19 protein-coding genes and 1 tRNA gene are annotated in these 25,313 nt (G+C 72.5%); 8 read left to right on the top strand and 12 right to left on the bottom strand.

The window, feature by feature from the left end; genetic code table 11:
* Positions 1 to 115: 115 nt before the first annotated feature.
* The gene (locus tag NAEX_RS26500; protein WP_170136023.1) at positions 116 to 3,040 is read right to left on the bottom strand and encodes an FtsK/SpoIIIE family DNA translocase; all 2,925 of its coding nucleotides are present in this window, start codon (positions 3,038 to 3,040) and stop codon (positions 116 to 118) included.
* 157 nt (positions 3,041 to 3,197) lie between these two features.
* Between NAEX_RS26500 and NAEX_RS26495 the strand changes: the two genes are divergently transcribed.
* The gene (locus tag NAEX_RS26495) at positions 3,198 to 4,019 is read left to right on the top strand and encodes an OmpA family protein (protein WP_096330268.1); all 822 of its coding nucleotides are present in this window, start codon (positions 3,198 to 3,200) and stop codon (positions 4,017 to 4,019) included.
* 272 nt (positions 4,020 to 4,291) lie between these two features.
* On the opposite strand, the gene NAEX_RS26490 is transcribed toward NAEX_RS26495, so the two are convergent.
* Positions 4,292 to 4,777, bottom strand: coding sequence for a hypothetical protein (locus NAEX_RS26490; protein WP_096330267.1), 486 nt, complete (start codon positions 4,775 to 4,777; stop codon positions 4,292 to 4,294).
* 131 nt (positions 4,778 to 4,908) lie between these two features.
* Here NAEX_RS26490 and NAEX_RS26485 point away from each other — a divergent pair, with 131 nt between their 5' ends.
* Positions 4,909 to 6,489, top strand: coding sequence for a benzoate-CoA ligase family protein (locus tag NAEX_RS26485; RefSeq protein ID WP_096330266.1), 1,581 nt, complete (start codon positions 4,909 to 4,911; stop codon positions 6,487 to 6,489).
* Between the two features lie 38 nt (positions 6,490 to 6,527).
* Positions 6,528 to 7,304 (top strand): creatininase family protein, encoded by a 777-nt coding sequence (locus NAEX_RS26480; protein ID WP_096330265.1) that lies wholly within the window; start codon positions 6,528 to 6,530, stop codon positions 7,302 to 7,304.
* Positions 7,305 to 7,388: 84 nt separating this feature from the next.
* On the opposite strand, the gene NAEX_RS26475 is transcribed toward NAEX_RS26480, so the two are convergent.
* Genes NAEX_RS26475 through NAEX_RS26465 form a run of 3 tightly spaced genes read right to left on the bottom strand, consistent with a single transcriptional unit; the run spans position 7,389 to position 8,422 of the window.
* A complete protein-coding gene (locus tag NAEX_RS26475; protein ID WP_096330264.1) occupies positions 7,389 to 7,691 on the bottom strand; it encodes a putative quinol monooxygenase in 303 nt (100 codons plus the stop codon).
* A gap of 30 nt (positions 7,692 to 7,721) precedes the next feature.
* Entirely contained in the window at positions 7,722 to 8,105 is a 384-nt protein-coding gene (locus tag NAEX_RS26470) for a hypothetical protein (RefSeq protein WP_096330263.1), read from the bottom strand.
* A 17-nt stretch (positions 8,106 to 8,122) separates the two neighbouring features.
* A complete protein-coding gene (locus tag NAEX_RS26465) occupies positions 8,123 to 8,422 on the bottom strand; it encodes a putative quinol monooxygenase (protein ID WP_096330262.1) in 300 nt (99 codons plus the stop codon).
* 329 nt (positions 8,423 to 8,751) lie between these two features.
* On the opposite strand from NAEX_RS26465, the gene NAEX_RS26460 reads away from it, so the two are divergent.
* Positions 8,752 to 9,576 carry a peptidylprolyl isomerase gene (locus tag NAEX_RS26460; RefSeq protein ID WP_096330261.1) on the top strand — a complete coding sequence of 275 codons (825 nt, stop codon included), beginning with the start codon at positions 8,752 to 8,754 and terminating at the stop codon, positions 9,574 to 9,576.
* A 183-nt stretch (positions 9,577 to 9,759) separates the two neighbouring features.
* Here NAEX_RS26460 and NAEX_RS26455 read toward each other — a convergent pair whose 3' ends face one another.
* On the bottom strand, positions 9,760 to 10,350 hold the full coding sequence (locus NAEX_RS26455) for a 5-formyltetrahydrofolate cyclo-ligase (RefSeq protein ID WP_096330260.1): 591 nt from the start codon (positions 10,348 to 10,350) through the stop codon (positions 9,760 to 9,762).
* A gap of 164 nt (positions 10,351 to 10,514) precedes the next feature.
* Here NAEX_RS26455 and NAEX_RS26450 point away from each other — a divergent pair.
* A tRNA-Gly gene (locus NAEX_RS26450) sits at positions 10,515 to 10,587 on the top strand.
* Between the two features lie 119 nt (positions 10,588 to 10,706).
* Positions 10,707 to 13,112 (top strand): hypothetical protein, encoded by a 2,406-nt coding sequence (locus NAEX_RS26445; protein ID WP_096330259.1) that lies wholly within the window; start codon positions 10,707 to 10,709, stop codon positions 13,110 to 13,112.
* Positions 13,113 to 13,481: 369 nt separating this feature from the next.
* Here the strand turns inward: NAEX_RS26445 and NAEX_RS26440 are convergent, their stop codons facing one another.
* Complete coding sequence (locus NAEX_RS26440) at positions 13,482 to 15,044, bottom strand: Ig-like domain-containing protein (protein ID WP_096330258.1); 1,563 nt, start codon at positions 15,042 to 15,044, stop codon at positions 13,482 to 13,484.
* 212 nt (positions 15,045 to 15,256) lie between these two features.
* Between NAEX_RS26440 and NAEX_RS26435 the strand changes: the two genes are divergently transcribed.
* Positions 15,257 to 15,838 carry a hypothetical protein gene (locus tag NAEX_RS26435; RefSeq protein WP_096330257.1) on the top strand — a complete coding sequence of 194 codons (582 nt, stop codon included), beginning with the start codon at positions 15,257 to 15,259 and terminating at the stop codon, positions 15,836 to 15,838.
* 344 nt (positions 15,839 to 16,182) lie between these two features.
* Here the strand turns inward: NAEX_RS26435 and NAEX_RS26430 are convergent, their stop codons facing one another.
* Together NAEX_RS26430 and argS are read right to left on the bottom strand one after the other, a co-directional pair.
* On the bottom strand, positions 16,183 to 16,575 hold the full coding sequence (locus NAEX_RS26430) for an MAPEG family protein (RefSeq protein WP_096330256.1): 393 nt from the start codon (positions 16,573 to 16,575) through the stop codon (positions 16,183 to 16,185).
* A gap of 165 nt (positions 16,576 to 16,740) precedes the next feature.
* A complete protein-coding gene (gene argS, locus NAEX_RS26425; RefSeq protein WP_096330255.1) occupies positions 16,741 to 18,552 on the bottom strand; it encodes an arginine--tRNA ligase in 1,812 nt (603 codons plus the stop codon).
* Between the two features lie 81 nt (positions 18,553 to 18,633).
* Here argS and NAEX_RS50735 point away from each other — a divergent pair, with 81 nt between their 5' ends.
* Positions 18,634 to 18,777: a hypothetical protein gene (locus tag NAEX_RS50735; RefSeq protein WP_170136022.1), complete on the top strand. Its 144-nt coding sequence runs from the start codon at positions 18,634 to 18,636 to the stop codon at positions 18,775 to 18,777.
* 16 nt (positions 18,778 to 18,793) lie between these two features.
* Here NAEX_RS50735 and NAEX_RS26420 read toward each other — a convergent pair whose 3' ends face one another.
* The 3 genes from NAEX_RS26420 to NAEX_RS26410 all read right to left on the bottom strand — a co-directional run bounded on the left by NAEX_RS26420 (position 18,794) and on the right by NAEX_RS26410 (position 25,307).
* The gene (locus NAEX_RS26420; protein WP_177325883.1) at positions 18,794 to 21,115 is read right to left on the bottom strand and encodes a DUF4185 domain-containing protein; all 2,322 of its coding nucleotides are present in this window, start codon (positions 21,113 to 21,115) and stop codon (positions 18,794 to 18,796) included.
* A gap of 132 nt (positions 21,116 to 21,247) precedes the next feature.
* On the bottom strand, positions 21,248 to 22,117 hold the full coding sequence (locus tag NAEX_RS26415) for a CheR family methyltransferase (protein ID WP_096330253.1): 870 nt from the start codon (positions 22,115 to 22,117) through the stop codon (positions 21,248 to 21,250).
* Positions 22,110 to 25,307, bottom strand: a complete 3,198-nt coding sequence (locus NAEX_RS26410; protein ID WP_096330252.1) for a response regulator — start codon at positions 25,305 to 25,307, stop codon at positions 22,110 to 22,112. Before NAEX_RS26410 ends, NAEX_RS26415 begins: the two co-directional genes overlap by 8 nt.
* Positions 25,308 to 25,313 lie beyond the last annotated feature (6 nt).

The raw sequence follows: 25,313 nt of genomic DNA, 5'->3' as shown, positions 1-25,313 counted from the left end.
TTGGGGGCGATTCACCGCCGCGCCGTCGCCGCGCTCGCGGCCGCGCAGGGCCACGCCGCGAGAGTCCTAGCACACTTCCGGCCGCGCGAGCCCGGACGGCGGAGATCTCGCCGCCTCACGCGGCCTGGACGAAGACCTCGCGCGGCGCCGTGCCGCGGGCCGGGCCGATCACGCCCTCGGCCTCCATCATCTCCACGATCTTGGCCGCCCGGTTGTAGCCGATGTTGAGCCGGCGCTGGATCATGCTGGTGCTGACCTTGCGCGTCTCGGCGACGATCTGCACCGCCTTGTCGTAGAGCGGATCGGCGCGCCGCTCGCTGGGCGCCTCCTCCTCCTCCTCGTCGCGCTTGGCGGTGATCGCCAGGTTGTACATCGGCCGCGCCTGCTTGCGGATGAACGCCACGACCTTGAGGATCTCGTCCTCGGACACGTAGCAGCCGTGGACGCGCTGCGGCTGGCCGCCGCGGTCCATGTGCAGCATGTCGCCCATGCCGAGCAGCTGCTTGGCGCCCTTGGCGTCGAGGATCGTGCGGCTGTCGATGTCGCTCGTCACCTGGAAGGCGATGCGCGAGGGGAAGTTGTTCTTGATCGTGCCGGTGATGACGTCGACGCTCGGCCGCTGGGTCGCCAGGATCAGGTGGATGCCGCAGGCGCGCGCCTTGGCGGCGATCCGCGCGACGCTGGTCTCGACCTCCTTGCTGGCGACCATCATCAGGTCGGCGAACTCGTCGATGATGACGACGATGTACGGCATCTTCTCCGGCTTGTCGCCGACCTTGGCCCCGCTCGGCAGGCCGCCCATCGACTCGACCGGGCCGTCCTCGTCGAAGCCGACGCCGCCGAGGAACTCGGCCGGGATCGCGTCCTCGCCCTCCTCGCGCGCGGCGGCGCTGGCGTCGGCCGCGGCCTCCTCGAGCGCCCGCTTCTCCGCCTCCCACTCGTCGAGCAGCTGCGGCAGCTTCTTGTTGTAGCCGGCGATGTCGCGCACCTGCGCGTCGCTCAGCACGGCGTAGCGCCGCTCCATCTCGTCGACCGCCCAGCGCAGCGCCATGCTGGCCTGCTCGGCGTCGGTGATGACCGGCAACAGCAGGTGCGGGATGTCCTTGTAGATGCTCAGCTCGAGCATCTTCGGGTCGATCATGATCATGCGCACGTCCTCGGGCGTGCACGCGAACAGGAGCGAGCAGATCATCGCGTTGACGCCGACCGACTTGCCGGAGCCGGTCGCGCCGGCGACCAAAAGGTGCGGCGCCTTGGCCAGGTCGATCGCCACCGGCTTGCCGGTGATGTTCTTGCCGAGCACCATCGGCAGCTTGCCGGCCCGCGCGGCCTCGAACGCCTCGCTCTCGAGGATCTCCTTGATCGAGACGGTCTCGCGGGTGGCGTTCGGGACCTCGAAGCCGACGGTCGCCTTGCCGGGGATCGGCGCGAGGATGCGGATGGCGATCGCCTCGAGCGCCATGGCGAGGTCGTTCTCGAGGCTCTCGATGCGCGACAGCTTGACGCCCGGGTCGGGCTTGAACTCGTAGCGCGTGATCACCGGCCCCGGGTGGATCTTGGTCACCTTGCCGTTGACCTTGAACTGCGCCAGCGCGTGCTCGATGCGCTCGGCCTGCTCGAGCACGAAGTTCTTGTCGACCTCGACCGCCGGGGTGTCGGCGGCCTCGAACAGCTTCGACGGCGGCAGGTTGTACGGGCCCGAGGTCAGGCGGACGATGCCGGGGATCGACGGCACCCGCTCGACCGGCTTGACGGCCGCGGCGGCGGGCGCCAGCGGCAGCTGCTCGGGGGCGCGCGCGGGCGCCGGCGCCGGCGCGATCGGAGCCCTGGCGGCGATCGCCGGCGGGGCGCTCTCCTCCTCGTCGAGCTCGGTCGTGACCTCGACCGTCGCCGCCAGCTCCTGCGGCCGCGGCGGCGCCTTCTTGCCGGCCTTGGCCGCGGCCCTGGCGGGCGCCGGCGCGGGCGCCTCGACGGCTGCCTCTTCGGCCCTGTCTTCGGCGACATGTCCAGAAGTTTCATCGAGGTCGGTCGACACCTCGGGCTCGACCTTGGCCGGCTTGCGGCGGCGCTTCGGCGCGACGTCCTCGGCGGGCTCGGCCTTGTCGGCCTCGCTCTTGTCGGCCTTCGCCTTCTCGGCCTTCGCCTCGGCCTTGCTCGCCTCGGCCTCCGGGCGGCCGCCGGTCAGCACGATCTCCGGCATGTCCTCCGGGCGGCGTGCGACCTTCCGGTTCTTGCGCGGCGCCTCGGCCACGGTCGCGGCGGGCGCCGTCGGGGCCGGCGGCTCCTCGTCCTCGTCCTCGGCGGGCGCGGCCTTCGCCTTGCTACGGCGGCGCCGCTTCGGCTTCGGCTCCTCCTCGACCTCCTCCTCCTCTTCTTCTTCTTCCTCCTCGGCCTCTTCCTCTTCCGCCGCTTCCTCCTCGTCGACCTCTTCCTCCTCTTCCTCCTCTTCCTCGGCCTCGTCGGCGCGGCCGCGCAGCGACTCCCCGATGCCGACGAGCCCGCCCCACAGGTACTGGCCGATGGCGATGAAGGCGCGGCCGACCATGCGGACCGCGGCGACCAGGTGCGCGGTCGACAGCGGCGTCGAGGCGAACAGGCCGACGCACAGCAGGGCCCCCGCGATCAGGTAGGTACCTGCTCGATCGAACATGCCGAGGCCGATCTCCCCGAGCACCTCGCCGGCCAGGCCACCGGCCGTGAAGCCGTAGATCCGGTAGCTCGGGAACATCACGTGCAGCAGCACGCATCCGGCCACCGTCGCCAGCGAGAACCCGAGGCCCTCGCCGGATCGCAGCTCCATCGCGTCGCCGAGCAAGGCCTTGACCCCGAGCCCGAGCACGCCGAGCACCAGCAGGTACGAACCCATGCCGAGCGAGGCGTACAGGGCCCCCGCGACCAGGCGGCCGACCGGGCCCATCAGCGTGCCGGTGCCGAACTGGTATGAGAACAGTCCGCCGAGCATCAGCACGCCGATCGCGAGCAGCACCACGCCGAGGAACTCGCCCCACGGCCGCGGCAGCCCGGAAGAACTTTCGCGCACTCGCGCATCTCGCGCAGAAGGAGAGTTGGCTCGTGGCTTGGCCATTTTCTCTGTGATCTCGCTGCGTTATGGCCCAGATCCCGGGCCCGGACCCCGAGGGTACGCCGCGAGTACGAGATGCGTCAAAAATTTGGCCGGCATGGGATAGCCTTGCGCCATGCGCAAGCTCGCCGTCTTCATGCTCCTGTCCACGCTGGCCCTGTCCGGCTGCAAACGCAAAGAACTCGAGGCAGCCCTCGCGGAGACGCAGGCCAAGCTCGCGAAGACCGAGGGCGAGCTGCGCGACGAGCAGGGCAAGAACAAGAAGCTGAACGAGGAGAACACCTCGTTGAAGGACAAGATCGCGCAGCTCGAGAAGGACGTGGCGCGGCTCGGCAACGAGATCAAGGTGCTCGAGGAGCAGAACGCCGACCTCGCGCGCAAGGCCGGCGCGACCGCCGACGAGCTCAAGAAGCTGCGCGACGAGAAGGCCAAGCGCCTGGCCGAGCTGCAGGTCTACAAGGACCTGTTCGCCAAGCTGAAGTCGCTCATCGACGCCGGCACGATCCAGGTCGAGGTCCGCAAGGGCCGCTTCGTCGTCAAGCTGGCCAGCAGCATCCTGTTCGACTCCGGCAAGACCGACCTCAAGCCCGAGGGTCAGGCCGCGCTCTCGAACCTCGCCGGCGCGCTCAAGAGCCTCAACGACCGCGAGTGGCTGGTCGCCGGCCACACCGACAACGTCCCGATCAAGACCGCCAAGTTCAAGAACAACTGGGAGCTGTCGACCGCCCGCGCGGTCGAGGTCGTGCAGTTCCTCGTCACCCAGGGCATGCCGCAGGGCACCCTCGGCGCCGCCGGCTACGGCGACGTCGACCCGGTCGCCGACAACACCACCGAGGACGGCAAGGCCAAGAACCGCCGCATCGAGATCGTCCTGATGCCGCTGCTCGGCGAGATCCCCGGCCTCAAGGAGATGCTCACCGGCGGCGGCCAGAGCTGAGCCCGCTGCGTTCGCGCCGACGCGGCCGCCTGCGGGCGGCCGTTTTTTCGTCGGGTCGCGGAGCACGCTCGTTGCGGGCAGGTCTTGCGCGCGCGCGAGTCACTCCGCGACGACGCGACCGCTCGCGCCGGTCGGTCTGCGATCGCGCGAGCGGCTCGCGATTCACGGGAGCCGCTCGCGCGAGCCGCCCGCGAATCACTCGCCGCAGACGCCAGCCGCGCACAGATCACTCGGCGCTCGCACGAGCCGCTCGCGAACCGCTCGCGCTGCGCTCACGCGAGCACGCGCAGGCGCTTGCGCTCGATCAGCTCGAGCTGGACGCGCAGGTTGGCCTGTCCGGCCACGTGCCAGCGGTCGCCGGGGGTCGATGGTTGCACCTGCAAGAGCGGCGTCCCGGGCAGCTCGGTGAGCTCGGCGTCGTCGTCGCGCACGTGGTAGAGCGCGGCGTAGGGCGCGTTGGCGATCGAGCCGTGGATGATGAGCTGGACGTCGAGCAGGCCGCGGCGCGAGGCCACGCGCAGCACCTCGGCGCAGCGGCTCTTCGGCACGCGGTACAGCCGGGGGGTCGGCTCGAGCTCGCGGCGGTAGGCGATCGTCGGGCCGAGCACCGGGTTGCGGTTGAGCTGCAGTTCGACGCGGATCCCCTGCGACGGCGGCGCCTCCGGCGACGGCGGCCGCTCGAGCGACACCCAGCGCAGCCAGACCACGAACGCGTCGCGGTCGAGGTCGAAGGACAGGCGCGGGTAGACGACCTCCACGGCGCGGGGAACATACCTCAGCTCGCGCGCGAGCGGGGGCGCGGGGGCGCGGCGCACGGCCCACCGTGAGGCCTCGCACCCGCCCGCCGCTGCCCGCGGGCGCGGGCATTGTGGGATTTTGCCCGCGACCCATGCCCGCTCCGATCGTCGTCCCCGATCGCCTCAACATGGCCGAGTGGTTCCTCGACGCCCGCGTCGCCGAGGGCCTCGGCGACAAGACCGCGATCTACTGCGGCGACGTCCAGGTGACCTACCGCGAGCTGGTGGCCGCGTCGTGCCGCGTCACCAACTTGCTGCGCTCGCTCGGCCTGCGCATCGAGGACCGCGTGCAGCTCTTGCTGCTCGACACCCCCGAGTTCGCGGCGGCGTACTTCGGGGTCCTCCGCGCCGGCTGCGTCGCGGTGCCGACCAACACGTGGCTCTTGCCGGCCGACTACGCCTACTACCTCGAGTACGCGCGGCCGCGGGCGGTGATCGTCGACGCCGAGGTCTACCCGCAGCTCGAGCCCGTGTGGCGCGACGCTCCCTACCCGCCGATCGTCATCGTCGTCGACCGCGGCGGCGCACCTGTCCCGAAGGACACCCTCGACTGGCACGCCGAGCTGGCCCGCCAGCCCGACACCGCGCGGACCGAGCCGACCTACCGCGACGACTTCGCCACCTGGCTGTCTTCGTCGGGCTCGACCGGCAAGCCGAAGTGCGTCGTGCACATGCACCACGACTTCGTGTGGAACACGATCGCCTACGCCCAGCGCACCCTCGGCATCAAGCGCGACGACATCACGATTTCCGCGCCCAAGCTGTTCTTCGGCTACGCCCTGGCCAGCAACATGCTGTTCCCGTTCAGCGTCGGCGGCAGCTGCGTGCTGGTGCCCGAGCGGGTCGCGCCCGAGCGGTGGTACGGCCTCGTCGAGCGCTACCGCGCGACCCAGTTCGTCACGGTGCCGACGACGATCGCCAAGATGCTCGACCACCTCGACGAGGCCGGGCGGCGCGACCTGTCGTCGCTGCACTCGCTGGTCAGCGCCGGCGAGGCGCTGCCGTCGCGGCTGTACCGCCTGTGGAAGCAGTCGACGGGGGTCGAGATCTACGACGGCATCGGCTCGGCCGAGATGTTCCACGTCTACATCACCAACCGCCCGGGCGACGTCAAGGACGGCAGCCTCGGCAAGATCGTCGAGGGCTACACCTACCGCCTGATCGACGACGACGGCCGCGACGTCCCGCCCGGCGAGATCGGCACCCTCGTGATCACCGGGCCCTCGGCCGGCCAGGGCTACTGGCGCATGCGCGACCAGAGCCGCGCGACCTTCTGGGGCGACTCGGTCAAGGGCGCCGACAAGTTCCACGTCGACGCCGACGGCTACTTCTGGTTCTGCGGCCGGGGCGACGACATGCTCAAGTGCTCGGGCGTGTACGTCTCGCCGGTCGAGGTCGAGAACTGTCTCTTGGGACACCCCGCGGTGCACGAGGCCGGGGTGGTCGGCTACCGCGACGCCGACGGGCTCGAGCGCGCGGTCGCCTACGTCGAGCTGGCCGCCGGTCACGCCGCCGGCGAGGCGCTGGCCGCCGACATCCTGGCCCACGCCCGCGCCAACATCGCCGCCTTCAAGGCGCCGCGGCGGATCGAGTTCGTGGCCGCGCTGCCGCGCACCGAGACCGGCAAGATCAAGCGCGGCGAGCTGCGCAAGCTGGCCGCCTCGCTGACCTGAACGTCACGACATGTCTCCTCGCACCTGGTCGATTCGCCATGGCTGAACAGACACCCGGCCTCTACGTCCGCTTCGCCGAGCTGAGCTACCCCGAGGTCGAGCGGCTGCTCGCGCTGCCGCTGCCGAAGGTCGCGCTGCTGCCGGTCGGCAGCACCGAGGCGCACGGGCCCCACCTGCCGCTCTCGACCGACAGCCTGATCGGCGAGGCGGTGGTCGGGCTGGCCGCCGGCGAGCTGGCGGCGCGCGGGCACTTCGCGGCCGCGCTGCCGCCGATCCACTACGCCGTGACCGAGTGGGCCCGGGACTTCGCCGGCTCGACGTCGATCGGCGCCGAGCCGGCGATCGGCCTGGTCCTCGGGACATGTCGCGCGATGCGGGCGATGGGCTTCGACCGCGTGGTGGTGTTCACGGCCCACCTCGAGCCGGACCACATCGCCTCGCTGCGGGAGGTCGCGCGCCGCTACCAGGCCGAGACCGGCGACGCGCTGCTGTTCGTCGACACCACCCGGCGCGCGCTCGCGGCCCGGCTGACGCCCGAGTTCCAGAGCGGCTCGTGCCACGCCGGGCGCTACGAGACCAGCCTGGTGCTGGCGATCCGCCCCGACCTGGTGCGCATGGACCTCGCGGCCGCGCTGCCCGAGCACACCGTGCCGCTCGCCGAGCACATCCGCGCCGGCAAGCGCGGCTTCCTCGAGTGCGGCATGCCGCGGGCCTACTGCGGCGCGCCGGCGGAGGCCACCGCCGAGGAGGGGCGGGAGATCCTCAGCACCCTCGCGACCCTCGTCGTCGAGGCCGTGGTCGCCTCGCTCGCCTGAGCCTCGGCGCCGCGGAAGGCAGCGAATCTCGCCGTCCTCGCGCCCCTCGTCGTCGAGGCCGTGGTCGCCTCGCTCGCCTGAGCCTCAGCGCTCGACGCTGCGGTAGCGGGCGAACCGCGGCGCCTCGCGCAGCAGCGGCGTCAGGCGGGCCAGCGCGGCCTTCACGTGCGGGCTGCGCATGTGGGCGTCGGCGGAGGCGTCGCCGTCCCAGCGCTCGACCGTGACGAGCTGGGTCGGGTCGGCCGCCTGTTGCAGCACCTCGAAGCGCGAGCAGCCGCGCTCGGACCGGCTGCGCTCGGCGAGCTCCTGCAGGAGCGTGAGCGCGGCGTCGAGGCCGGCGCGCTCGACCGACAGCTTGACCACGGCGAGGATCGACGGATTGAACATGGCTGCTTTCTCTTCTCTCTGTAAGAAATTTCAGCGGAGGGCCGCGCGCATGCGCGGGATGGCGTCGGGGAGCACCACGCTGACCATGATCCCGAGCTGGGCCCGGGTGCAGTCGAGCGCCATGCCCATGCGGTACTTGTCCGACAGGTCGACGACGATGATCATCACCTGGCCGTCCTCGCCGAGCCGCAGCATGGTCTGATGCACGTACTCGGGCACCGGCAGGCCGGTCTTCTTGAGGGTGTCGCTGATCCGGTCGAACAGGATGTTGAACAGCGCGCACGCCCGCGGCGACGTTCGCAGGCCGGCGACCGACATGCCCGACGTCTTGGCGAACACGTCGATCGCGGCCAGGCCGCCGAGCATCGAGTCTTCCATCTGCGCGAGGGTGCTGTGGACTTCCTGGATGTTCATGGCGCTCCTTTCGCCGCTCAGGCGACGCGGACGTGGCGGACGATCGCCGACGGCACCGCGAGCAGCGGGCCGATCGCGGCGAAGGTCTGCTCGGTGTGGTCCGCGCTCAGGTGCGCGTCCGCGGCCTCGTCGCTGTCCCACACCTCGATCACCACGAACTCGCGCGGGTCGGAGGTGCCCTGGTAGGCCTCGAAGCGGCGGTTGCCGGGCAGCCCGCGGCCGGCCTGGACGAGCTCGCGCATGGCCCCGGCGAACGCCTCCGGCGCCTGCGGCCTGGTCGACAGGGTCGTGACGACGTGGACCGATCGATCTTCCATGCCGGCAGGGTGCAGGCCGCTCGCAGGGCTGTCGATTGCTGATTTCGTCGCCCGGACGTCGCGGTCGGCGAGGCGCACTCGCGAATTTTCGCGAGCGCCCGGGCCGGCCGCGGACACCGACCGCAGCGGCCGCAGACGGGGCCCTGCGGGCCGCACGCCGGTCGTTCCTGTCCTCGCGGACAGGCCGGGCCGACCGCCGCCGCTTGTCGATATCCACCACCCGCGCGATCCGGGTCGCGGGAGCGTCGCCGGCGACCGGCCTCGGCCGCGGGTACGAGCGAGTGGCCGCCGCTCGCACGTGCGGGCCCGTGGGGTGTATCCTGGCCGCGATGACGCGCGCTGTCCTGTCCTGCCTCGTCCTCCTGCTGGCCGCCTGCGACGGCGGCGCTGCCAAGCCCGGCGACCCGCCCGCGGAGCCGGCCAAGAAGGTCGAGGCGCCGCCGCCCGCCAGGGCCGAGGCCGAGGCTCCGCCGGCGCCGAAGTACCCCCAGGGCGAGGCCGACGAGGCGTGCGCGAAGATCGTCGTGGTCGCCTGGCAGGGGGCCGAGGGGGCCGAGCCGACGGTCACGCGCGACAAGGCCGCGGCCCAGGCGCGCGCCGAGGAGCTGCGCAGCAAGCTGTCCTCGGGGACAGCCTTTGCCGAGCTCGCCGCCGAGTCCGACGAGCCGAAGACGAAGGCCAAGGGCGGGGCGATGGGCACCTACGCGAAGGACAAGTGGCCCGAGAAGTACGCGCCGCTGAAGGACGTCGTGTTCGCCCTCGGCATCGGCGAGACCTCGGCGGTGGTCGAGCACCCGCACGGCTTCGTGGTCGCGCAGCGCTGCAAGGTCGAGAAGGTGCACACGCGGCACATCCTGGTCCGCTACGCCGGGGCCAAGAACGCCGAGGCCAAGATCAAGCGCAGCAAGGAGGAGGCGCAGAAGCTGGCGACGGAGCTCCACGCCGAGGCCAGCAAGACCGGGGCCGACTTCGAGGCGCTGGCGAAGAAGCGCAGCGAGGACAGCTCGGCCGAGCGCGGCGGCGACCTCGGCGCGGTCGGCCGCGGGATGTTCGCGCCGGCGTTCGAGGCCGCCGCGTTCGCGCTGAAGCCCGGCGAGGTCAGCGCGGTGGTCGAGACCGACTTCGGCTTCCACGTGATCCAGCGCGTCGATTGAGCCGCCCGGCGGCCGGGGCCGGCGCCCGCCGGTGCCGCGACGCCTCACGCGCCGAAGGCTCCCGCACCGACGGGGTCGCCGGCGCGCTGTTGCTCGCGCCGCGACGGAACATGTCCGGCCGGACATGCTCGCAGGCCCATGCGCGAAAAGGCATGCCCTTTCGAACATGCCCCTGTGGGCATGTCACTGCAGGCAGGTGCAGTCGATCAGCCCGAGGTCGGTCGCCAGCGCGTGGACGCCGACGTCGTGCGGCTCCTCGGGCAGCGCCTCGACGAGCTCGTCGCTGAAGCACAGGCCCATGCGGACCGGGCGCGGGTGGTCGCGCAGCGGGGCCATCGCGCCGTCGTAGTGGCCCTTGCCGTAGCCGAGGCGGACGCCGGTGCGGGTGAACGCCAGGCCGGGCATCAGCACCAGGTCGACGTCGGTCTCGGCCAGGGCGACGCCGGTGCCGCCCTGCGGCTCGAGCAGGCCGAACGGGGCCGGGGCGAGCGTCACGAGGTCGGCGACGGCCACGAATTCGAGGTTCTGTCGGCGCGGGCCGCCCATGCGCGGCAGCCACAGCTGTTTCCCGGCCGCCAGCGCGGCGATCAGCAGCGGGCGGGTGTCGGGCTCGCCCTTGACGCCGACGAACGCGGCCACCGAGGTCGCCGCGCGCCAGCGGGGCTCCGCCAGCACGTGCGCGCACAGCTCGGCCGAGCGGCTCGCCGCGTCCTCGGGACCGCGTTCCCGTCGCCTGGCTGCGTGCTGCGCTCGGATGTCCGCCTTCGAAAGCATCCTCCGCGCACTTACCGCGGGCCGGCGCGTCCGGCAAGAAAAGCGCGGCGCGGAGGGCGTCGGGCCCCGGGGGGCGCCGCCCAGGTCGCTCGCCGGCAGGGAGGCGTGGCGGATGCGCACCGGACTTGCGGCCCGGCGCGCACCCTGGTAGACATACCGCCCCCGCGGGAGTAACTCAGTTGGTAGAGTGTCAGCTTCCCAAGCTGAATGTCGCGGGTTCGATCCCCGTCTCCCGCTCTCTCACGCAAGGCCCCGATTCGGGGCCTTGTTCGCTTTCGGGGCCCGCTGCGGCGAGGGCCGGCCGGCGCGCTCGCCTCCGTTGACGCTCGCGGTCCGCGTGTGAAACGCTGCCGGCGATGCTGCTGGCGTGGCTGCTCGTGCTGTCGTCGCCCGCCGCGCAGCGCCCCGATTGCCGTCAGGCCGCTCCGAGCTGCCCGCCGGGCGTGACGGGGCCGGCCTGCGACCTGCCCTGCGCGGCCGCGGCCTGCGATTTCGCCCGCTACTGCCACGACGGCGGCGACACCTACGGCCTCGCGGCGTTCGGCGCCCGGCTGTTCGCGCTCGCGCCGGACGCCCCCGACTGGCTGGTGCGGCTGCAGCTGCTGCGGTTCATCGTCGACCACCCGCACGACCTCGGGCTGGCGCCGGACCTGCGCGCGCGCGACCTCGTCCTGCCTTCGGGGCCGATCGACCGCGTCGAGGCCGGGGCGCTGCGCCTCTTGCGATTGCCGCAGCGCTACCGCGAATGGCCGGTGTTCGGCGCCGACGCGACGCTGACGCTGATCGCCGACCGCACCGGGGTGATCGGGCTCCGCGGCGCGGTGGTCGACGGCCGCGAGGACTACGCCTTCGTCGCCGCGCCGGCCGGTCGCGAGGTCGCCGCCGCCAGCGTGCGGAGCCACGCGGCCGCGCGCACGGGGCTCGCCGCGGAGGCGCTGCGGCCCGTCCGATTGCGGCTGGTCGCGTTCCCGCGGGCGCGCGCGCTCGCATGGGCGGCGGCGGTGTTCCACGGCGCGGCGCGGGTCGCCGACGTGGTCGTCGCCGCCGACCCGCGGGCGGAGATCTTGCCGCTGCTGGCGTTCACCGAGCCGTCCGCCGCCGGCCTCGGCGACGCGCTGGCGTTCGAGGTGCGGGCCGAAGATCTGGACGGCGACATCTTCACCGCGCCGATTCAGACGGTGCGGCTGCCGACCACGGGTTCGCTGGCCGACGGCAGCGTGCGGCTGGCCGACGAGCAGGTCGTGCTAATCGACGCCGCCGGCGCCGCCACGCGCGCGGAGGCGCTGGCGAGCCCGATCTACGGCGAGCTCGGCGGCGAGTTCGACGCCTACCCCGACTCCCGCGAGTACGGCCTGCAGAACTCCTATTATTTGCTGCGCAGCTACTATGCACATACCGACGCGGTGATGCACGGGCGGTGGGACAGCGCCCTGCCGACGCTCGGGCTGGACAGCGTCACGCCCGCGGGGCAATTCGCGCCGCGGCTGGTGGTGGCGGCCGATCCCGCGGCCTCGCTGTGCGGGGCCGAGGCCAGCTGGTGCGTGTCGTCGGCCTGGGCCGGCGCCACCGACGATCCGCCGGAGGCGCTGCAGCACCCCCTCGGCGCCGGGCCGCACGAGATCGTCGGCGCGATGTACCTCGCCGGCGCGAACTTCTCGCCGTCGGTGCTGCCGCACGAGTTCGGCCACTTCGTCGATCTGTTCGCGGCCCCCGGCCTGATGTTCGAGCCGTTCGTGTGCATGGCGTGCGGGCTCGACTGCCACCCCGGCACCACCGACGACGCCCTGCCGCTGTCGGAGACCTACGCCAGCCTGATGGCGCTGTGGTTCTACCGCTCGCTCTACCCGGCGGCCGGCCAGGCCGACTCGTGCGCGACGCTCACCCGGCTCAGCCTCGGCGAGAACCGGAACCCGCACAGCGCGGCCTGTCGGCCCGGCGGCGCCGAGTTCTCGCGCTTCGTCGCCGACGACGACCCGGCCTGCCCCGACAGCGACGGCAACTACCCGGACCGCTGCGACCTGCCGTCGCAGATCGACATCGACTTCGAGGAGGGCACCGGCCTGTGCGACCGCGAGGTCGGCTACGGCATCGACAGCTGGTTTCAGGCCTTCTGGGAGCTGCTGCACGGCGAGCGCTGCGCGACCGCGCCGCCTTACGAGTGCACGCCGCTGCCGGCCCTGGCCGCCGCGCCGGCCGCGGACGCGATCGGCGGCGCGCTGCTCTACGCGGCCCAGGTCAGCAGCGGCACCTACCGCGGGTTCGCCGACGACGTCGCCACCTACGTCGCCTGCAACCACGGCGAGGCCGCTTATCTCGAGCTCAACGAGGTGCTGTGTCACCACCACATCCGCCCGTGCGAGGCGCCGATGCCCGCGCGGTGCGAGTTCTGCGGCGACGGGCTGCGCAGCGGCGGCGAGGCCTGCGACGGCGGCGACCTCGGCGGCCAGACGTGCGAAGGCCTCGGCCTCGGGCCCGGGGCGCTGAGCTGCGACGCGAGCTGCGGGCTGGTGAGCGACGGCTGCATGTCCCCGGAGACAGGTGAGAGCCCGACCACCGGCGGCGACGAGGCGCCGACCACCGGCGCGACCGGGGAGGCCTCGGGGACCTCGGGGACCTCGGGCGACGGCGCCGCGTTCATCGCCCCGCCGGCGACCGGCGGCGAGCAGAGCGAGGACGGCTGTAGCTGTACATCAGGGCCGGCTGCGTCGTGGTGGCTGGCCGCGCTGGCGCTGGCGCGGCGGCGCCGGCGGGCGGATGGATAGGGGGATGCCCTTCAGAGCATGTCGATGACGACATGCCTCGTGCGACATGCTCTTTCGAACATGCCGTCGAAGACATGCGCGCGCGCGCCGTGCCGGACCCATCGAGCCTCGCTCGCAGGCCCACCAGGCCCCGCGCGCCAGGCCCGATCGTCCCGTCCCTGGGATTGGTCTCCGCCGCGAGTCGCCGCGGGCACGCGCGGGTGTCGGCCGGCGAGCGGGTCGACGCCGAGTGAAGCGCGCGTCGCTCGCTCGCCGGGTCGTGCAGCCGCAACCGCTCCACACCGCCCTCGTCGACGACCGCGGCCAGGCGCGAGCGATCGTGGCTGACGGGCAGGCCGAGCGAGCAGCCCGCGCGCTACGGCCGGTCCCTCACCGCCGGCGGCGGCGCAGGCCGAGCAGCGCGAGCAGGCCCCACGCGGCGCCGGCCGGGGCGCCGTCCGACTTGCACGCGCACGCGTCGTCGGCGTCGCTCGCCGGGGCGCCCTCGCTGCCCTCGCCCTCGCTCGCGTCGCCGGCCGTCGCCCCGTCCTCGCTCGGGTCGCCGGTCTCGCTGCCGGTGCTCGCCTCGCTGTCGCCCTCGCTCTCGCCGGCGCTGGTGGTCGGGGCGGCGGTGCCCTCGACGGTGATCGAGATCGTGTGCTCGTCGGTCTGGTCGGCCTGGTCCATCACCAGCGCGGTCAGCTCGTAGTCGCCGGGGGGCATGTTGCTGAGCGTGAACTCGAGGGTGGCGTTGTAGTCGACCACGTCGGCCACCAGCTCGCCGTCGCGCTTGACCATCAGCTTCCAGCCGTAACCACCGTAGTCGTCCCACGGGTCGAACGCGACGGTCACGTCGTCACCCTCCTGGAACACGGCGCCGTCGGCGGGCGTGGTGATCGAGATCTCCGGCGGCACGACGTCGGGCCCGGGCGGGGCGTAGACCGCCGACAGCGTCAGCGTGTCGTCCTGCAGCTCGCCGTCGTTGCAGTGGCACTTGTTGACGCCCACGCAGGCGCCCGACTGGCCCTGGACGGTGATGATCGGCGTACACTCGGCGCCGAAGCCCATGTCGATCGGCGCGTACGTGTCGTAGCCGAACGCCATCACCCGGTCGTCGCCCTCCGTGTGGCCGAGCCCCATCGTGTGCCCGACCTCCTGGCTCGCCACGTTGGCCTGGTTGCTGGTCGACTCGTCGTTGACGAACGCGTAGCAGACGTTGCGCAGCCCGAGGTCCTCGCAGTCGGAGCCCGGGGCCACGCCGCCCGACGGGCCGGCGACGGTGTCGCTGTAGTGGCCGCCCATCATGATCATCACGTAGGGCAGCACCTTCGGCGGGCGCTCGAGGTAGACCACGCGCAGGGCCCAGGCGGCGAAGTCGGCCTGGACCGCCTGGGCGACGGCGATCGCCCGCTCCTCGCCGCCCGTGTACACCGGGTACGTCGAGCCGGTCTTGGCGAGGGCCGACCAGTTCTCGGCCGAGTTGTCGCCCATGCCGTTGAGGAGCACGCCGCCGGTGTAGTTCATGTAGATCGTGCCGCGCCGGGGGTACTCGGTGCCGCGGCGGAACTGGCCGGTGTAGATGCCGGCGGGCACGGCGTCGGGGTAGGCGCACAGGTCCTCGACGCCGGGGCCCTCGACCTTGTCGGCCGCGACCTCGGGGCGCGCGGCGAACGGCGAGATCACGGGCGCGCCCTGAGCGACGGCCTCGGGCACGACCATGCCGCCGAGCTGCACCCACCCGGACGGCAGCGTCCCCGGCTCCTTCTCGACCACCGGCCGGCCCTCGTGCGCAGCCAGATCGGAGAACCTCGCGCCGCCGTCGGGCCCGGGCAGGAGCGGCACCGCGTTGACGGCCCCGGGGCGGAAGTCGAGCACCACGGGCCGCGCCTCGGGGGCGTACGGATTCGCCACCGCGGCCGCGGCGAGCGTGAGGACCAAGGTGGAGCTCGACATCCGGCGATCGTAGTCGCGGATTGACCCGGCACCGCGGACCGCTACGATCGCTCGCCGTGCGCGACCTCTCCCCCTCGCCGCGACTGCGGGCCTTCGTTTCGCGGGTCGCGTCGCGTGGCTCCGCCTCCGCGGAGCACGATGCGCCGACGCGACTGCGGGCCCTCGGTTGGTGTGGCTCGGGGAAGCGACGCTCGCGGACCGGGGGTCGGCTCGTGCAGGTCGGCCTCGCGTTCGCGGTCGCGGGCGCGGCGGTCGAGGTCCAGGCAACCGAGCCCGCGCCGGTCCCGGCGGCGCCGTTTCGCCGCCGCGGCGGCGAGCTGGGGCTCTTCGCCGACAGCAGCATCGCCAGTCAGTTGACGCTCGTCGGGGTCGGCCTGCGCGGCGGGTACTTCCTGCGCGAGAGCGTGGAGATCGGCGGCGAGCTGCAGGTGACGGTGCTGCTCGCCTCGCCCACCGATCCGTCGCAGCGGCCGCGCGCCGGCGATCCGGGCGCGGCGTTCCGGATCGCGCCGATGGTGCAGTGGATCCCCCTGCGCACCGAGACCTTCGCCGCCTATCTGCTCGCCGCCGTCGGCCCGCAAGTGCTGGGCATCCGCGGCGGCGTGCTCGGCCACGCCGTCGCCGCCCCCGGGGCGACGATCCACCTCGGCGGCCGCGTCTGGCTCGACCTGGCGATCCGCTTCTCGCTCAGCTTCCCCGGGGGCCGCTGCCGCGCCGCGTTCTCGGCCCCGGCCGCGCCCGGCTTCTGCGAGCTGCAATTCGGCCCGCAGGTCGGGCTCCTCGCCGCATTTTGAAAGGTCGAAGGAGCATGTTCGGAGAGACATGCTTTTTTCGACATGTCTATTCAGACATGCCCTTGTAAGCATGTTTTTTGAACCTGCCCTGGCACGATCCCCGATGAGCTCGCTCGCGCGGGGCCTGCGAGCGGCCGGCGCAGGTGAGCTCACGGCGCTCACGGATCGCGGGTCGGCTCACCACGCTGTCGACCGCCCGGCGCGTCGCGGCGTCGAGGATGCGAGCGACGCGGCCGGTTCGGCGTCTTTCGACGGCGCGCGGCGGCCGGTCCGTACGCTTCGTGCCGCGCGGCCGCGATACCGGGCGCGGCGGGTCGTTCGGCCCGCCGCGCGCCGGGCAGCGGCTACGCCCAGGCCGGGCTGGTGAGCAGCGCCAGGCTGGCGCCGTAGCCGACGCTCCACACCAGCGAGCGCGCGTGGTGGATGTCGGCGAGGTAGAGGACGGGGTACACCAGGCGAGCGGCGATGTAGGCCAGCGCCAGGCAGTCGACCGCCGCGACCTTCGGGGCGGCGACCGTGGCCACCAGCACGCCGGCGGCGAACAGCGGGAAGCTCTCGATCTGGTTGGCGTGGACCGCCCGGGCGCGCGCGCCCCAGCCGGTCAGGCGCTCCTGCTGGGCGCGGGGGTTGCGGTTGTCGTAGCCGCTGCCCTCGCGGGCCTGAGCGGCAGCCATGGGGAACTTGCTGAGCGGGTGGAGCAGCGCGGCGGCGAACAGACACCAGAGGGCGACGGTCATGGCGGCGACGCTAGCACGAAGGCCGCGTCGCGACCTGCGGGCGAGCCGGTGTCGCGCGGTGCGGGCGAGCCGGGCCACGAAGGCTCGCAGCGGACTCGACAGCACCGCGCCTCACCGACGCCCCTGCACCGCCGGCCGCTCTGCCGGCGTGCAGCCGCAGCCGGGTCACATCCGCTTGGGCACGGAGATCCCGAGCACCGCCAGCGTCTCGCGCAGCGCGTGGACGAAGGCGTGGACTAGCAGCAGGCGCGCCTGCAGCAGCGGGCCCTCGCTCGGCTTCACGCGGCAGTTGTCGGCGTTGTAGAAGCGGTTGAAGGTGCGGCACAGCTCGAACGCGTAGGTGCAGACGATCGAGGGCCGCAGCTGCTCGGCGGCGGCGAGCAGGGTCTGCGGCAGGCGGTCGAGGGCGAGCAGCAGCTCGCGCTCCTGCGGCTCCTGGAGGGTGGCGGTGACCGCCTGCACGGCGGCGTCGCTCTCGAGCAGCGTGGGGTCGAGAGCCTTGCCGACCTCGCCGCACTCGCGGAGGATCGAGCCGGCGCGGGCGCCGGTGTACTGCAGGTACGGGCCGGTGTTGCCGTCGAGGTTGAGCCAGGCCGCGAGGTCGAACACGATCTTCTGGTTCACGTCGCGGTTCAGCATCCCGTACTTGATCGCGCCGAGCGCCACGGTGCGCTCGGCCGCGTCGATCTCCTCCGGCGACCACTGACCTTCGAACTGCTGGAACCAAGTCTTGCGCAGGTGCGACGTCATCTGCTGGCGCAGGCTGCGGAACAGCACCACGTTGCCCTTGCGCCCGGCCATCGGCCCGTCGGGCAGCTCGACCATCTCGTAGGGCACGTGCTGGCAGCGCTCGGCCTGATGAAAGCCCATCTTCTTGAGGGTGAGGAAGACGTGGCGGAAGTGGTCGCTCTGGCGCACGTCGACGACGTAGATCGAGCGGTCGATGCGGTACTCCTCGAACTTGAGGCGGGCGAGCGCGAGGTCCTTGGTCGAGTACAGGCTGGTGCCGTCCTGCTTGCGCAGCATGAAGAACGGCATGTGCTTGACCTCGTCGTTGACGACCCCGACGGCGCCGTTGGAGACGACGAACACGCCCTTGTCGAGGAACTCGGCGACCAGCTTGAGGCCGGGCTCGTCGACCTCGCTCTCGTAGAACACGCGGTCGAAGCCGACGTCGCACCACTTGTAGATCTCGGCGAACTCCTCGAGCGACCACTCGCGGGTCTCCTGCCACACCGCCATGATCTCCGGCTCGCGCGCCTCGAGGCGGTGCAGGATCTCCGACGTGCGCGCCTTGGCCTGCTGCAGCTCGGCCGCCGCCGCCGCGTCGCCGGCCTGCGCCTGGTCCTCCCACGCGTCGAGCTGGTTGCTGGCGGCCGCGTACAGCTCGCCCAGCCACTCGCCGCGGCGGTCGGCCGGCGGGGTGCGATCCTGCAGGCGGTCGAGGTACCACCACAGGCACTTGGCGATGTGCGCCCCGACGTCGCCGAGGTAGTTGGCGGCCACGACCTCGTCGCCGGCTACGCGCAGCAGGCGGACCAGCGAGTCGCCGAGGCACAGGTTGCGCATGTGGCCGACGTGGAACGCCTTGTGCGTGTTGGGCTGCGAGAACTCGACCATCACGCGCACGCCCGTGGCCGGGCGCGAGACCGGCTCGCCGCGGGCCAGGCGCGGCAGCACCAGCGCGGCGGCGCGGCCGAGGTCGAGGGTGAGGTTGACGTACGGGCCGGTCGCGACGGCCCGCGAGAACAGGCCCGCCGGTTCGGCGAGGCCGGCGGCGATCTCGGCGGCGATCTGCGGCGGGCCCTTGCGCAGGGCCTTGGCCAGCTTGAAGCACGGGAACGCGAAGTCGCCGAGCGCCGGGTCCGGCGGGGCCGCGAGGCTGGCGGCGACCTCGTCCTCGGTGAGGCCGGCGGCGGCGGGGAGGACCGGGTGCAAGGCGCGGGCGACCGCGGCGACGAGCGAGCCAGTGTGCATGGCGGGCGAGGGTAATCGCGCGCCGGAGCCCCTGCAACCGGGGCGCGCGCCGCGTCCGCCGGGACGTGGTAGAAGCAGCCCGTGGGCAACATCTACGCGCTCGTCGCCTTCGGGCTCCTGTGGCTGGTGCTGGCCGCGTTCTTCGTGCTGCTGATCCGCACCCTCGTGATCCAGGCCCGCCGCCGCCGCGAGGGCGACCCCCGCGTGTGGGAACACGGGCTGTGAGCCGGCGTTCGGCCGCTCACTCCCAGTGGATCTCGACGAGCTGCAGCGTGCCCCCCTCGGGCCCGTTCTCCGAGGGATAGGCCTCGTAGAAGGTGAGGTAGTCGACGGCGCCGCCGTCGCGCGCGAGCTCGGGGTGCAGCAGGGCGTCGCGGACCATCAGCGCCCGCTGCGGGTCGCGCGGCCGCACCAGCTCGGCCGCGTCGGACCAGGGACCTTCGAGCTGCGACGCCGTGCGCAGCACCACCGCCGGCTCCTCGCGGTCGGCGTAGACCGCCACGTAGGCGCCGGCGTGCGCGCTGAAGTGGACGCTCATCGCTCCGGCGCCCTCGAACAGCTCGTCGGGGCGGCGCGGCGACGGCGACCACCCGCCGTCGGCGTAGAAGCGCCAGGCGTCGCGCTCGAGCGCGTGCGCCAGCGGGGCGCGCAGCAGCGTGCAGGCGCTCCCGCGGCCGCCGCAGGCGAACGCGAACACGTGCTCGTCCTCGACGAGCGCGGCGGAGATCCGCGGACCCTCGGGGCCGAACAGCAGCGTCGTCTCGGCGCTGCCCTCGGCGACCTCGGGCCGGATCGGACGGCCGCCGAGGTCGTCGCGCCACACGGCGATCGAGCTGCCGACGTGCTGGTTCTCGGCGTTGTCCGGGAGCTGGATGACCTTGCGGTAGAAGATCAGCACGCGCTGCCGCTCGGGGTCGTGGACCATCGGACCTGGCCAAAGGGACACCTTGGGGCAATCTTCGTCGGGCGTGCAGTCGCCGCCGTGATCGTGCCGGTAGCTGCCCTCCCTGCCGACGTACGGCAGCAGGGCGTCGTCGTCGTCCTCGTCCGCGGTCACGAAGGCGGTGAACGGGTGGAGGCCGTCGCGCGCGTCGAAGTCGGCGGTCACGGCGGCCGCCGTGGTCGTCTCGTACGGCCTCACGCGGGTCGCGGTGCGGAACGCCCACACGGTGCGGTCGCCGACGGCGACGCTGTGTCCGCCCTGTTCGACCGACAGGTCCGCCAGCCGCTGCAGCGGCACGTCGCCGAGCGGGATCGCCTCGGCCGCGCGCACGCTCGGCGCGCCGCCGCAGCCGCCGGCCGGCAGCGCCAAGAGACATGTCCCGGCGAGCATGCCCGTTCGAACATGTGATTTTCGTCGCCGACGCCCGAGCAGCAGCAGCCCGAGCAGCAGCGCCGCGCCGCCGGGCTCGCCGCTGCGGCAGCCGCAGCCCGCCGGGGCCAGGCAGGTGTCGGGCGGCTCCCAGCTCGAGTCGGGCTCGACGAAGTTGAACGGGGCCGGCTCGCGGGTGCCAGCCCACGTGAACTCGAGGCTCGCCGACAGGTCGCCGTGACGCGCGCGCAACACCAGCTCGCGCGGGCCGTCGCGGTCCTCGGGGGCGACGCAGTCGTCGGACAGGATGAGCTGCTCCGGCGACGCCATCTCGGGCCAATAGGCCATGTTGCCGACCTCGGCCGACCACGTGACCGGCAGCCCGACCACGAGGTCGCCGGCGTCGTCGCGCGCGACCGCCCGGGCCGCGAACGGCACCGAGGTGCGGCCGATCAGCGGCGCGTCGGCGTCCTCCATGAAGTAGAAGGCGCCGGCCAGCTCGAGCGAGGTCGCCGCGTCGGCGGGCACGCCCGTCACGCGCGCGAGCGGCCAGCGGTGGCCGGCGAATTCGAAGCTCGCCTCGGACTCGGTGCCCGCGAAGGTGACGAGCTCGAGCTGCTGGCTGGGGTAGGTGATCGGCGCTCGCCCGCGCGTGGTCGTCCAGGTGACGGCGGCCTCGGGCTCGGATTGACGCGCGACGATGAGGTTCGTGCCGGGCTCGAACAGGCCGACGCCGATCGCGACCTGCTCGCCGGCCACGACCTTGAACTCGCGGGGCAACAGAGCGAGCCAGTCGGCGCCGAAAGCGGTGACGACCGGGTTGTCGCGCATCGCATGGCGCACGACCATCGCGTCGAGGGTGGAGGTGACGCGGGCCTCGACGGCGTCGGGGCCGACGACGCGCATCCGGACGCGGTCGGGCTGCTGGCCCGGGGCGCCGCAGCTCGGGTCGACCGTCCACACCACCTCGCCGGGCGACTCGACGACGAAACAGCCGTCCTCGTCGACCGCGACCGGGCCGCTGGCGTGGACGGCCGCGTCGTCGCAGGCCCCCTCTTCGGGGCAGGCCTGGCAGCGCAGCTCGGGACAGATCCGCGTGCCCGCGAGCACCGGGTAGGGAGGGTCCCAGTAGCTGCCGGTGAAGAGGTCGCGGGCGGTGCTCAGGCCGTCGACCACCAGGCGAAAGTCGCCGCGCTCGCTGACCATCTCCGGCGGGTCACAGGCCGTGAACGCGACTGCACAGAATACCATCCAACCTATACGCACCATGCCGGCAGGATAGCCCGAGTCCTCGCGACTGTCGAAGCCGCCCGGCGATTTTTTTCCATCGTGCCAGCGGCGAACGTCGCTTCCTGCGACGCGGCGGAATGCCACGCCCGGGCCTCAGGCGGCGCGGCGGAGGAAGAGCCGCTCGCGGGCGTCGAGCGGCTCGTAGTCGTGCTCGTGCGGGGTGCCGATCAGCGACTCCTTGCGCCCGAGCGCCAGCAGGCCGCCGTCGCCGAGGCTGGCGTGGAGCAGCCGGTGGACCCGCGCGAGCAGCTCGGCGCCGAAGTAGATCAGCACGTTGCGGCACACGATCAGGTCGTAGCGCCCGGGTGAGGGGTCGCTGGCGAGGTCGTGGCGGCCGAACACGATGTTGCGCCGCAGCGACTGCTTGACGATCGCGCGGTCGTAGCGGGCGGTGTAATAATGCGAGAAGTCGCCGCAGGCGCCCGAGTGCAGGTAATTGGCGGTGTACTCCTGCATCACCTCGATCGGGAAGATGCCGGCCCGGGCGGTGCGCACCAGCGTCTCGTTGACGTCGGTCGCGTGCAGCCGCGCGCGCTCGTACAGGCCCTCCTCCTCGAGCAGGATCGCCATGCTGTAGGCCTCCTCGCCCGTCGAGCAGCCGGCGTGCCAGATCCGCAGCTGCGGCCGCTCGCGCAGGCGCGGCACCACCTGCTCGCGCAGCGCCCGGTAAAAGCTCGGGTCGCGGAACATCGCCGTGACCCGCACCGACAGCGCCAGCCGCAGTCGCTCCATGCAGGTGACGTCGTGGAGCACGCGCTCCTGCAAGGCGGTGACGGTGGCGAGCCCCTCGGCCCGGATCTGGTTCCAGATCCGGCGGCGCAGCGAGGCGGGGGCGTAGCCGCGGAAGTCGAGGCCGTAGCGGCGGTGGATCGCCTCGAGCAGCAGGTCGAGCTCGAGCTGTTCGAGCTCGGACGGGGGCCGGAGGGCCGCGACCGAGAGCAGCCGCTTCGGCGCTTCAGCCATACAGCCACACGCGCAGCAGCGAGAGCAGTCGGTCGGGCTCGACGGGCTTGGTGATGTAGTCGGAGGCGCCGGCGCCGAGGCACTTCTCACGATCGCCGCGCATGGCCTTGGCGGTGAGGGCGATGAGCGGCAGCGAGGCGAACCGCGGGTCCTTGCGGATCTCTCGCATCGCCTCGTAGCCGTCCATCTCGGGCATCATGACGTCGAGCAGGACGGCGTGGATGTCGGGGTTGTCGCGCAGGATCGCCAGGCCGCGCCGGCCGTCCTCGGCGTAGAGCACCCGCATCTTGTGGCGCTCGAGCACGCTGGTGATGGCGAAGATGTTGCGCACGTCGTCGTCGACGACCAGCACCCGCTTGCCGGTGAGCACCGGGTCGGCGTCGATCTGCTGCGCGAGCAGCTGGTGGCGCGAGGCCGGCAGGTCGGCCTCCACGCGGTGGAGGAACAGCGCGGTCTCGTCGAGCAGGCGCTCGAGCGACTGCGGGCTCTTGACGATGATCGCCTCGGTCATGCGCCCGAGCTCGAGCTCCTCCTCGGCGGTCAGCGACTGGCCGGTGTGGACGATGATCGGCAGCTCGCGCAGGCGGGCGTCGCCGCGGATCTTGCGGATCATCTCGAAGCCCGACATCGCCGGCAGGCCGAGGTCGATCACCGCGCAGTCGAAGTGACGCTCGCGCAGCAGGGCGAGGCCCTCCTCGGCGCTGGGCACGGCGGTGACGGCGACGTCGCCGTCGCCGATCAGGTCGACGAGGACGTCGCGCTGGAGCGGGTCGTCCTCGACGAGGAGGAGGCTGCGGACGCGGCGCTCGACGAAGCCCTTGACGTCGGCGAGCGCGGCGGCCAGCGCCTCGCGCGAGACCGGCTTCGACAGGAAGGCCAGCGCGCCCTGCTTGAGCGCGCGCGTGCGGGCGTCGACCTCGCTGCCGGAGATCAGGTGGACGGGGATGTGGCGGGTGCGCGGGTCGTGCTTGAGGCGGTCGAGGACGGTCCAGCCGTCGAGCCCCGGCAGATCGAGGTCGAGGGTGATGGCGTCGGGCTTGACGTCGCGGGCGAGCGCGAGGCCGTCGTCGCCGCGCAGGGCGACGAGGCCCTTGAAGCCCTTCTCGCGCCCGAGGTCGAGGAGCAGGCGGGCGAAGGCGGGGTCGTCCTCGATGATGAGGAGGGTGCGGTCGCCGGGGACGATGCGCTCGCGGTCGTCGCGGAGGATCGCCGGCGAGGACCCGTCGGGCGCGCCGTCGGCCGGCAGGCCGAGCGAGCTGGCGCCGAGCACGGCCTCGGGGGTCTGCGGGATCAACAGGGTGAAGGTGCTGCCGGCGCCCGGGGCCGAGCGGACCAGGATCTCGCCGCCGAGCAGGCGGGCGATCTCGCGGCTGATCGAGAGGCCGAGCCCGGTGCCGCCGTAGCGGCGGCTGGTGGTGCCGTCGGCCTGCTGGAAGGCCTCGAAGATGATCCGCTGCTTGTGCGGGGGGATGCCGATGCCGGTGTCGCTGACCGAGAACGCGAGCACCTCGCCCGAGCGACCGTGGCGGTCCGGCGCCGGCTCGATGCGGAGCTCGACCTTGCCCTTGTCGGTGAACTTGAAGGCGTTCGACAGCAGGTTCTTCAGCACCTGCAGGAGCCGCCGCGGGTCGGTGTAGAGGACGGGCGGGACGTCGGCGCCGACGTGGATCTCGAAGGCCAGCCGGCGGGTCTCGGCGACCGGCCGAAAGCCGCGCTCGACCTGGTCGCACAGGTTTTCGATCAGCAGCTCGTCGATGTCGATGCCCATGGTGCCGGACTCGATCTTCGACAGGTCGAGGATGTCGTTGATCAGCGCGAGCAGCTCGGAGCCGGCGCTGTGGATCGTGCGCGCGAACTCGACCTGCTTGGGGTCGAGGTTGCCCTCGGGGTTGTCGGCCAAGAGCTGCGCCAAGATCAGCAGGCTGTTCAGCGGGGTGCGCAGCTCGTGCGACATGTTGGCGAGGAACTCGGACTTGTACTTCGAGGACAGGATGAGCTGCTGCGCCCGCTCCTCGAGGTCGAGCTTGGCCCGCTCGATCTCCCGGTTGTTGCGCTCGACCTCGAGGTTCTGCTGCTGCAGCAGCTCGGACCGCTCCTCGAGCTCACGGTTGGTCTGCTGCAGCTCCTCCTGCTGCAGGCGCAGCCGCTCCTCGCTGGCCTGCAGCGCGAGCGCCTGCTGCTCGAGCCGACGGTTGGTGGCGGTGAGCTCGCGCTGCTGGCCGCGCAGCTCCTCGGCGAGCGACTGCGACTGGGCCAGCAGCTGCTCGGTGCGGGCGCCGGCGGCCAGGGTGTGGAGGACGACGCCGATCGAGTCGGTGAGCTGGTCGAGGAAGGCGAGGTGGATGTCGCCGAAGGCGTAGACGGAGGCGAGCTCGACGACGGCCTTGAGCTCGCCCTCGAAGGTGACCGGGAGGACGACGACGTTGCGCGGGCTGGTGTCGCCGAGGCCGGAGCCGATCCGCACGTAGTCGGCGGGGACGTCGGTCAGCAAGATCCGCCGCCGCTCGAGCGCGCACTGACCGACGAGCCCCTCGCCGAGCTGCACGACCTCGCGGCTCAGCTCGGCCGGCGCGGCCCAGCTCGAGACGAGGCGGAGGAACCTCGGCTCGTCGTCCGACTCGCCGCCCTCGACGACGTAGAAGAGGCCGAGCTGGGCCCGCACCAGCGGGGTCAGCTCGCGCAGCACCAGCGCGGCCAGCTGGGCGCGGTCGCGGTGGCCCTGGAGCAGCCGGGTGATGCGCGCGAGGTTGGTCTTGAGCCAGTCCTGCTCCTTGTTCTTGCGGGTGGTGTCGCGCAGGTTGGCGATGAGGAGGCCGATGCTGTGGGCGAGCGCGCCGAACTCGCCGCGGGCGTCGCCAGGGACGCTGCGGGTGAGGTCGCCCTCGGTGACGGCGACGACGACGTCGGCGAGCGCCCGCATCTGCATGCCGAGGTTGACGACCATGCTGTCGACGCGGTCGCTGGGGGTGACGCCGCCGACGCGGGCGACCTCGGCGCGGGCGCGGTCGAGGTCGCGCGTGAGCCGGCGGTTCTGGTCGAGCAGGTCGTTGAGGGCGGCGTAGAGCTCGCCGACGATGCCGGGTTCACCGGCGGGCAGGCGCCGCGAGGGGTCGAGGGAGCGCAGGGTGTCGAGCAGCGGCCGCAGCTCGGGGGCGTCGGCGAGGCTGCGCGGCAAGTGGACTCGCGACATGACAGC

Origin of the sequence: Nannocystis exedens, from assembly GCF_002343915.1 — a bacterium.
Lineage (GTDB): Bacteria > Myxococcota_A > Polyangia > Nannocystales > Nannocystaceae > Nannocystis > Nannocystis exedens.
The sequence above is the reverse complement of the archived record's forward strand: the minus strand, read 5'-3'. Positions and strand labels throughout refer to the sequence as shown.

Bases quoted from the DNA above. Each gene is read 5' to 3' on its own strand.
- NAEX_RS26480 (WP_096330265.1), top strand. From the start codon at position 6,528: ATGGCTGAACAGACACCCGGCCTCTACGTCCGCTTCGCCGAGCTGAGC.
- NAEX_RS26410 (WP_096330252.1), bottom strand. From the start codon at position 25,307: ATGTCGCGAGTCCACTTGCCGCGCAGCCTCGCCGACGCCCCCGAGCTG.
- NAEX_RS26420 (WP_177325883.1), bottom strand. From the start codon at position 21,115: ATGGTATTCTGTGCAGTCGCGTTCACGGCCTGTGACCCGCCGGAGATG.
- NAEX_RS26475 (WP_096330264.1), bottom strand. From the start codon at position 7,691: ATGTTCAATCCGTCGATCCTCGCCGTGGTCAAGCTGTCGGTCGAGCGC.
- NAEX_RS26415 (WP_096330253.1), bottom strand. From the start codon at position 22,117: ATGGCTGAAGCGCCGAAGCGGCTGCTCTCGGTCGCGGCCCTCCGGCCC.
- NAEX_RS26465 (WP_096330262.1), bottom strand. From the start codon at position 8,422: ATGGAAGATCGATCGGTCCACGTCGTCACGACCCTGTCGACCAGGCCG.
- NAEX_RS26485 (WP_096330266.1), top strand. From the start codon at position 4,909: ATGCCCGCTCCGATCGTCGTCCCCGATCGCCTCAACATGGCCGAGTGG.
- NAEX_RS26470 (WP_096330263.1), bottom strand. From the start codon at position 8,105: ATGAACATCCAGGAAGTCCACAGCACCCTCGCGCAGATGGAAGACTCG.
- NAEX_RS26460 (WP_096330261.1), top strand. From the start codon at position 8,752: ATGACGCGCGCTGTCCTGTCCTGCCTCGTCCTCCTGCTGGCCGCCTGC.
- NAEX_RS26430 (WP_096330256.1), bottom strand. From the start codon at position 16,575: ATGACCGTCGCCCTCTGGTGTCTGTTCGCCGCCGCGCTGCTCCACCCG.
- NAEX_RS26495 (WP_096330268.1), top strand. From the start codon at position 3,198: ATGCGCAAGCTCGCCGTCTTCATGCTCCTGTCCACGCTGGCCCTGTCC.
- NAEX_RS26445 (WP_096330259.1), top strand. From the start codon at position 10,707: ATGCTGCTGGCGTGGCTGCTCGTGCTGTCGTCGCCCGCCGCGCAGCGC.
- NAEX_RS26440 (WP_096330258.1), bottom strand. From the start codon at position 15,044: ATGTCGAGCTCCACCTTGGTCCTCACGCTCGCCGCGGCCGCGGTGGCG.
- NAEX_RS26455 (WP_096330260.1), bottom strand. From the start codon at position 10,350: ATGCTTTCGAAGGCGGACATCCGAGCGCAGCACGCAGCCAGGCGACGG.
- argS (WP_096330255.1), bottom strand. From the start codon at position 18,552: ATGCACACTGGCTCGCTCGTCGCCGCGGTCGCCCGCGCCTTGCACCCG.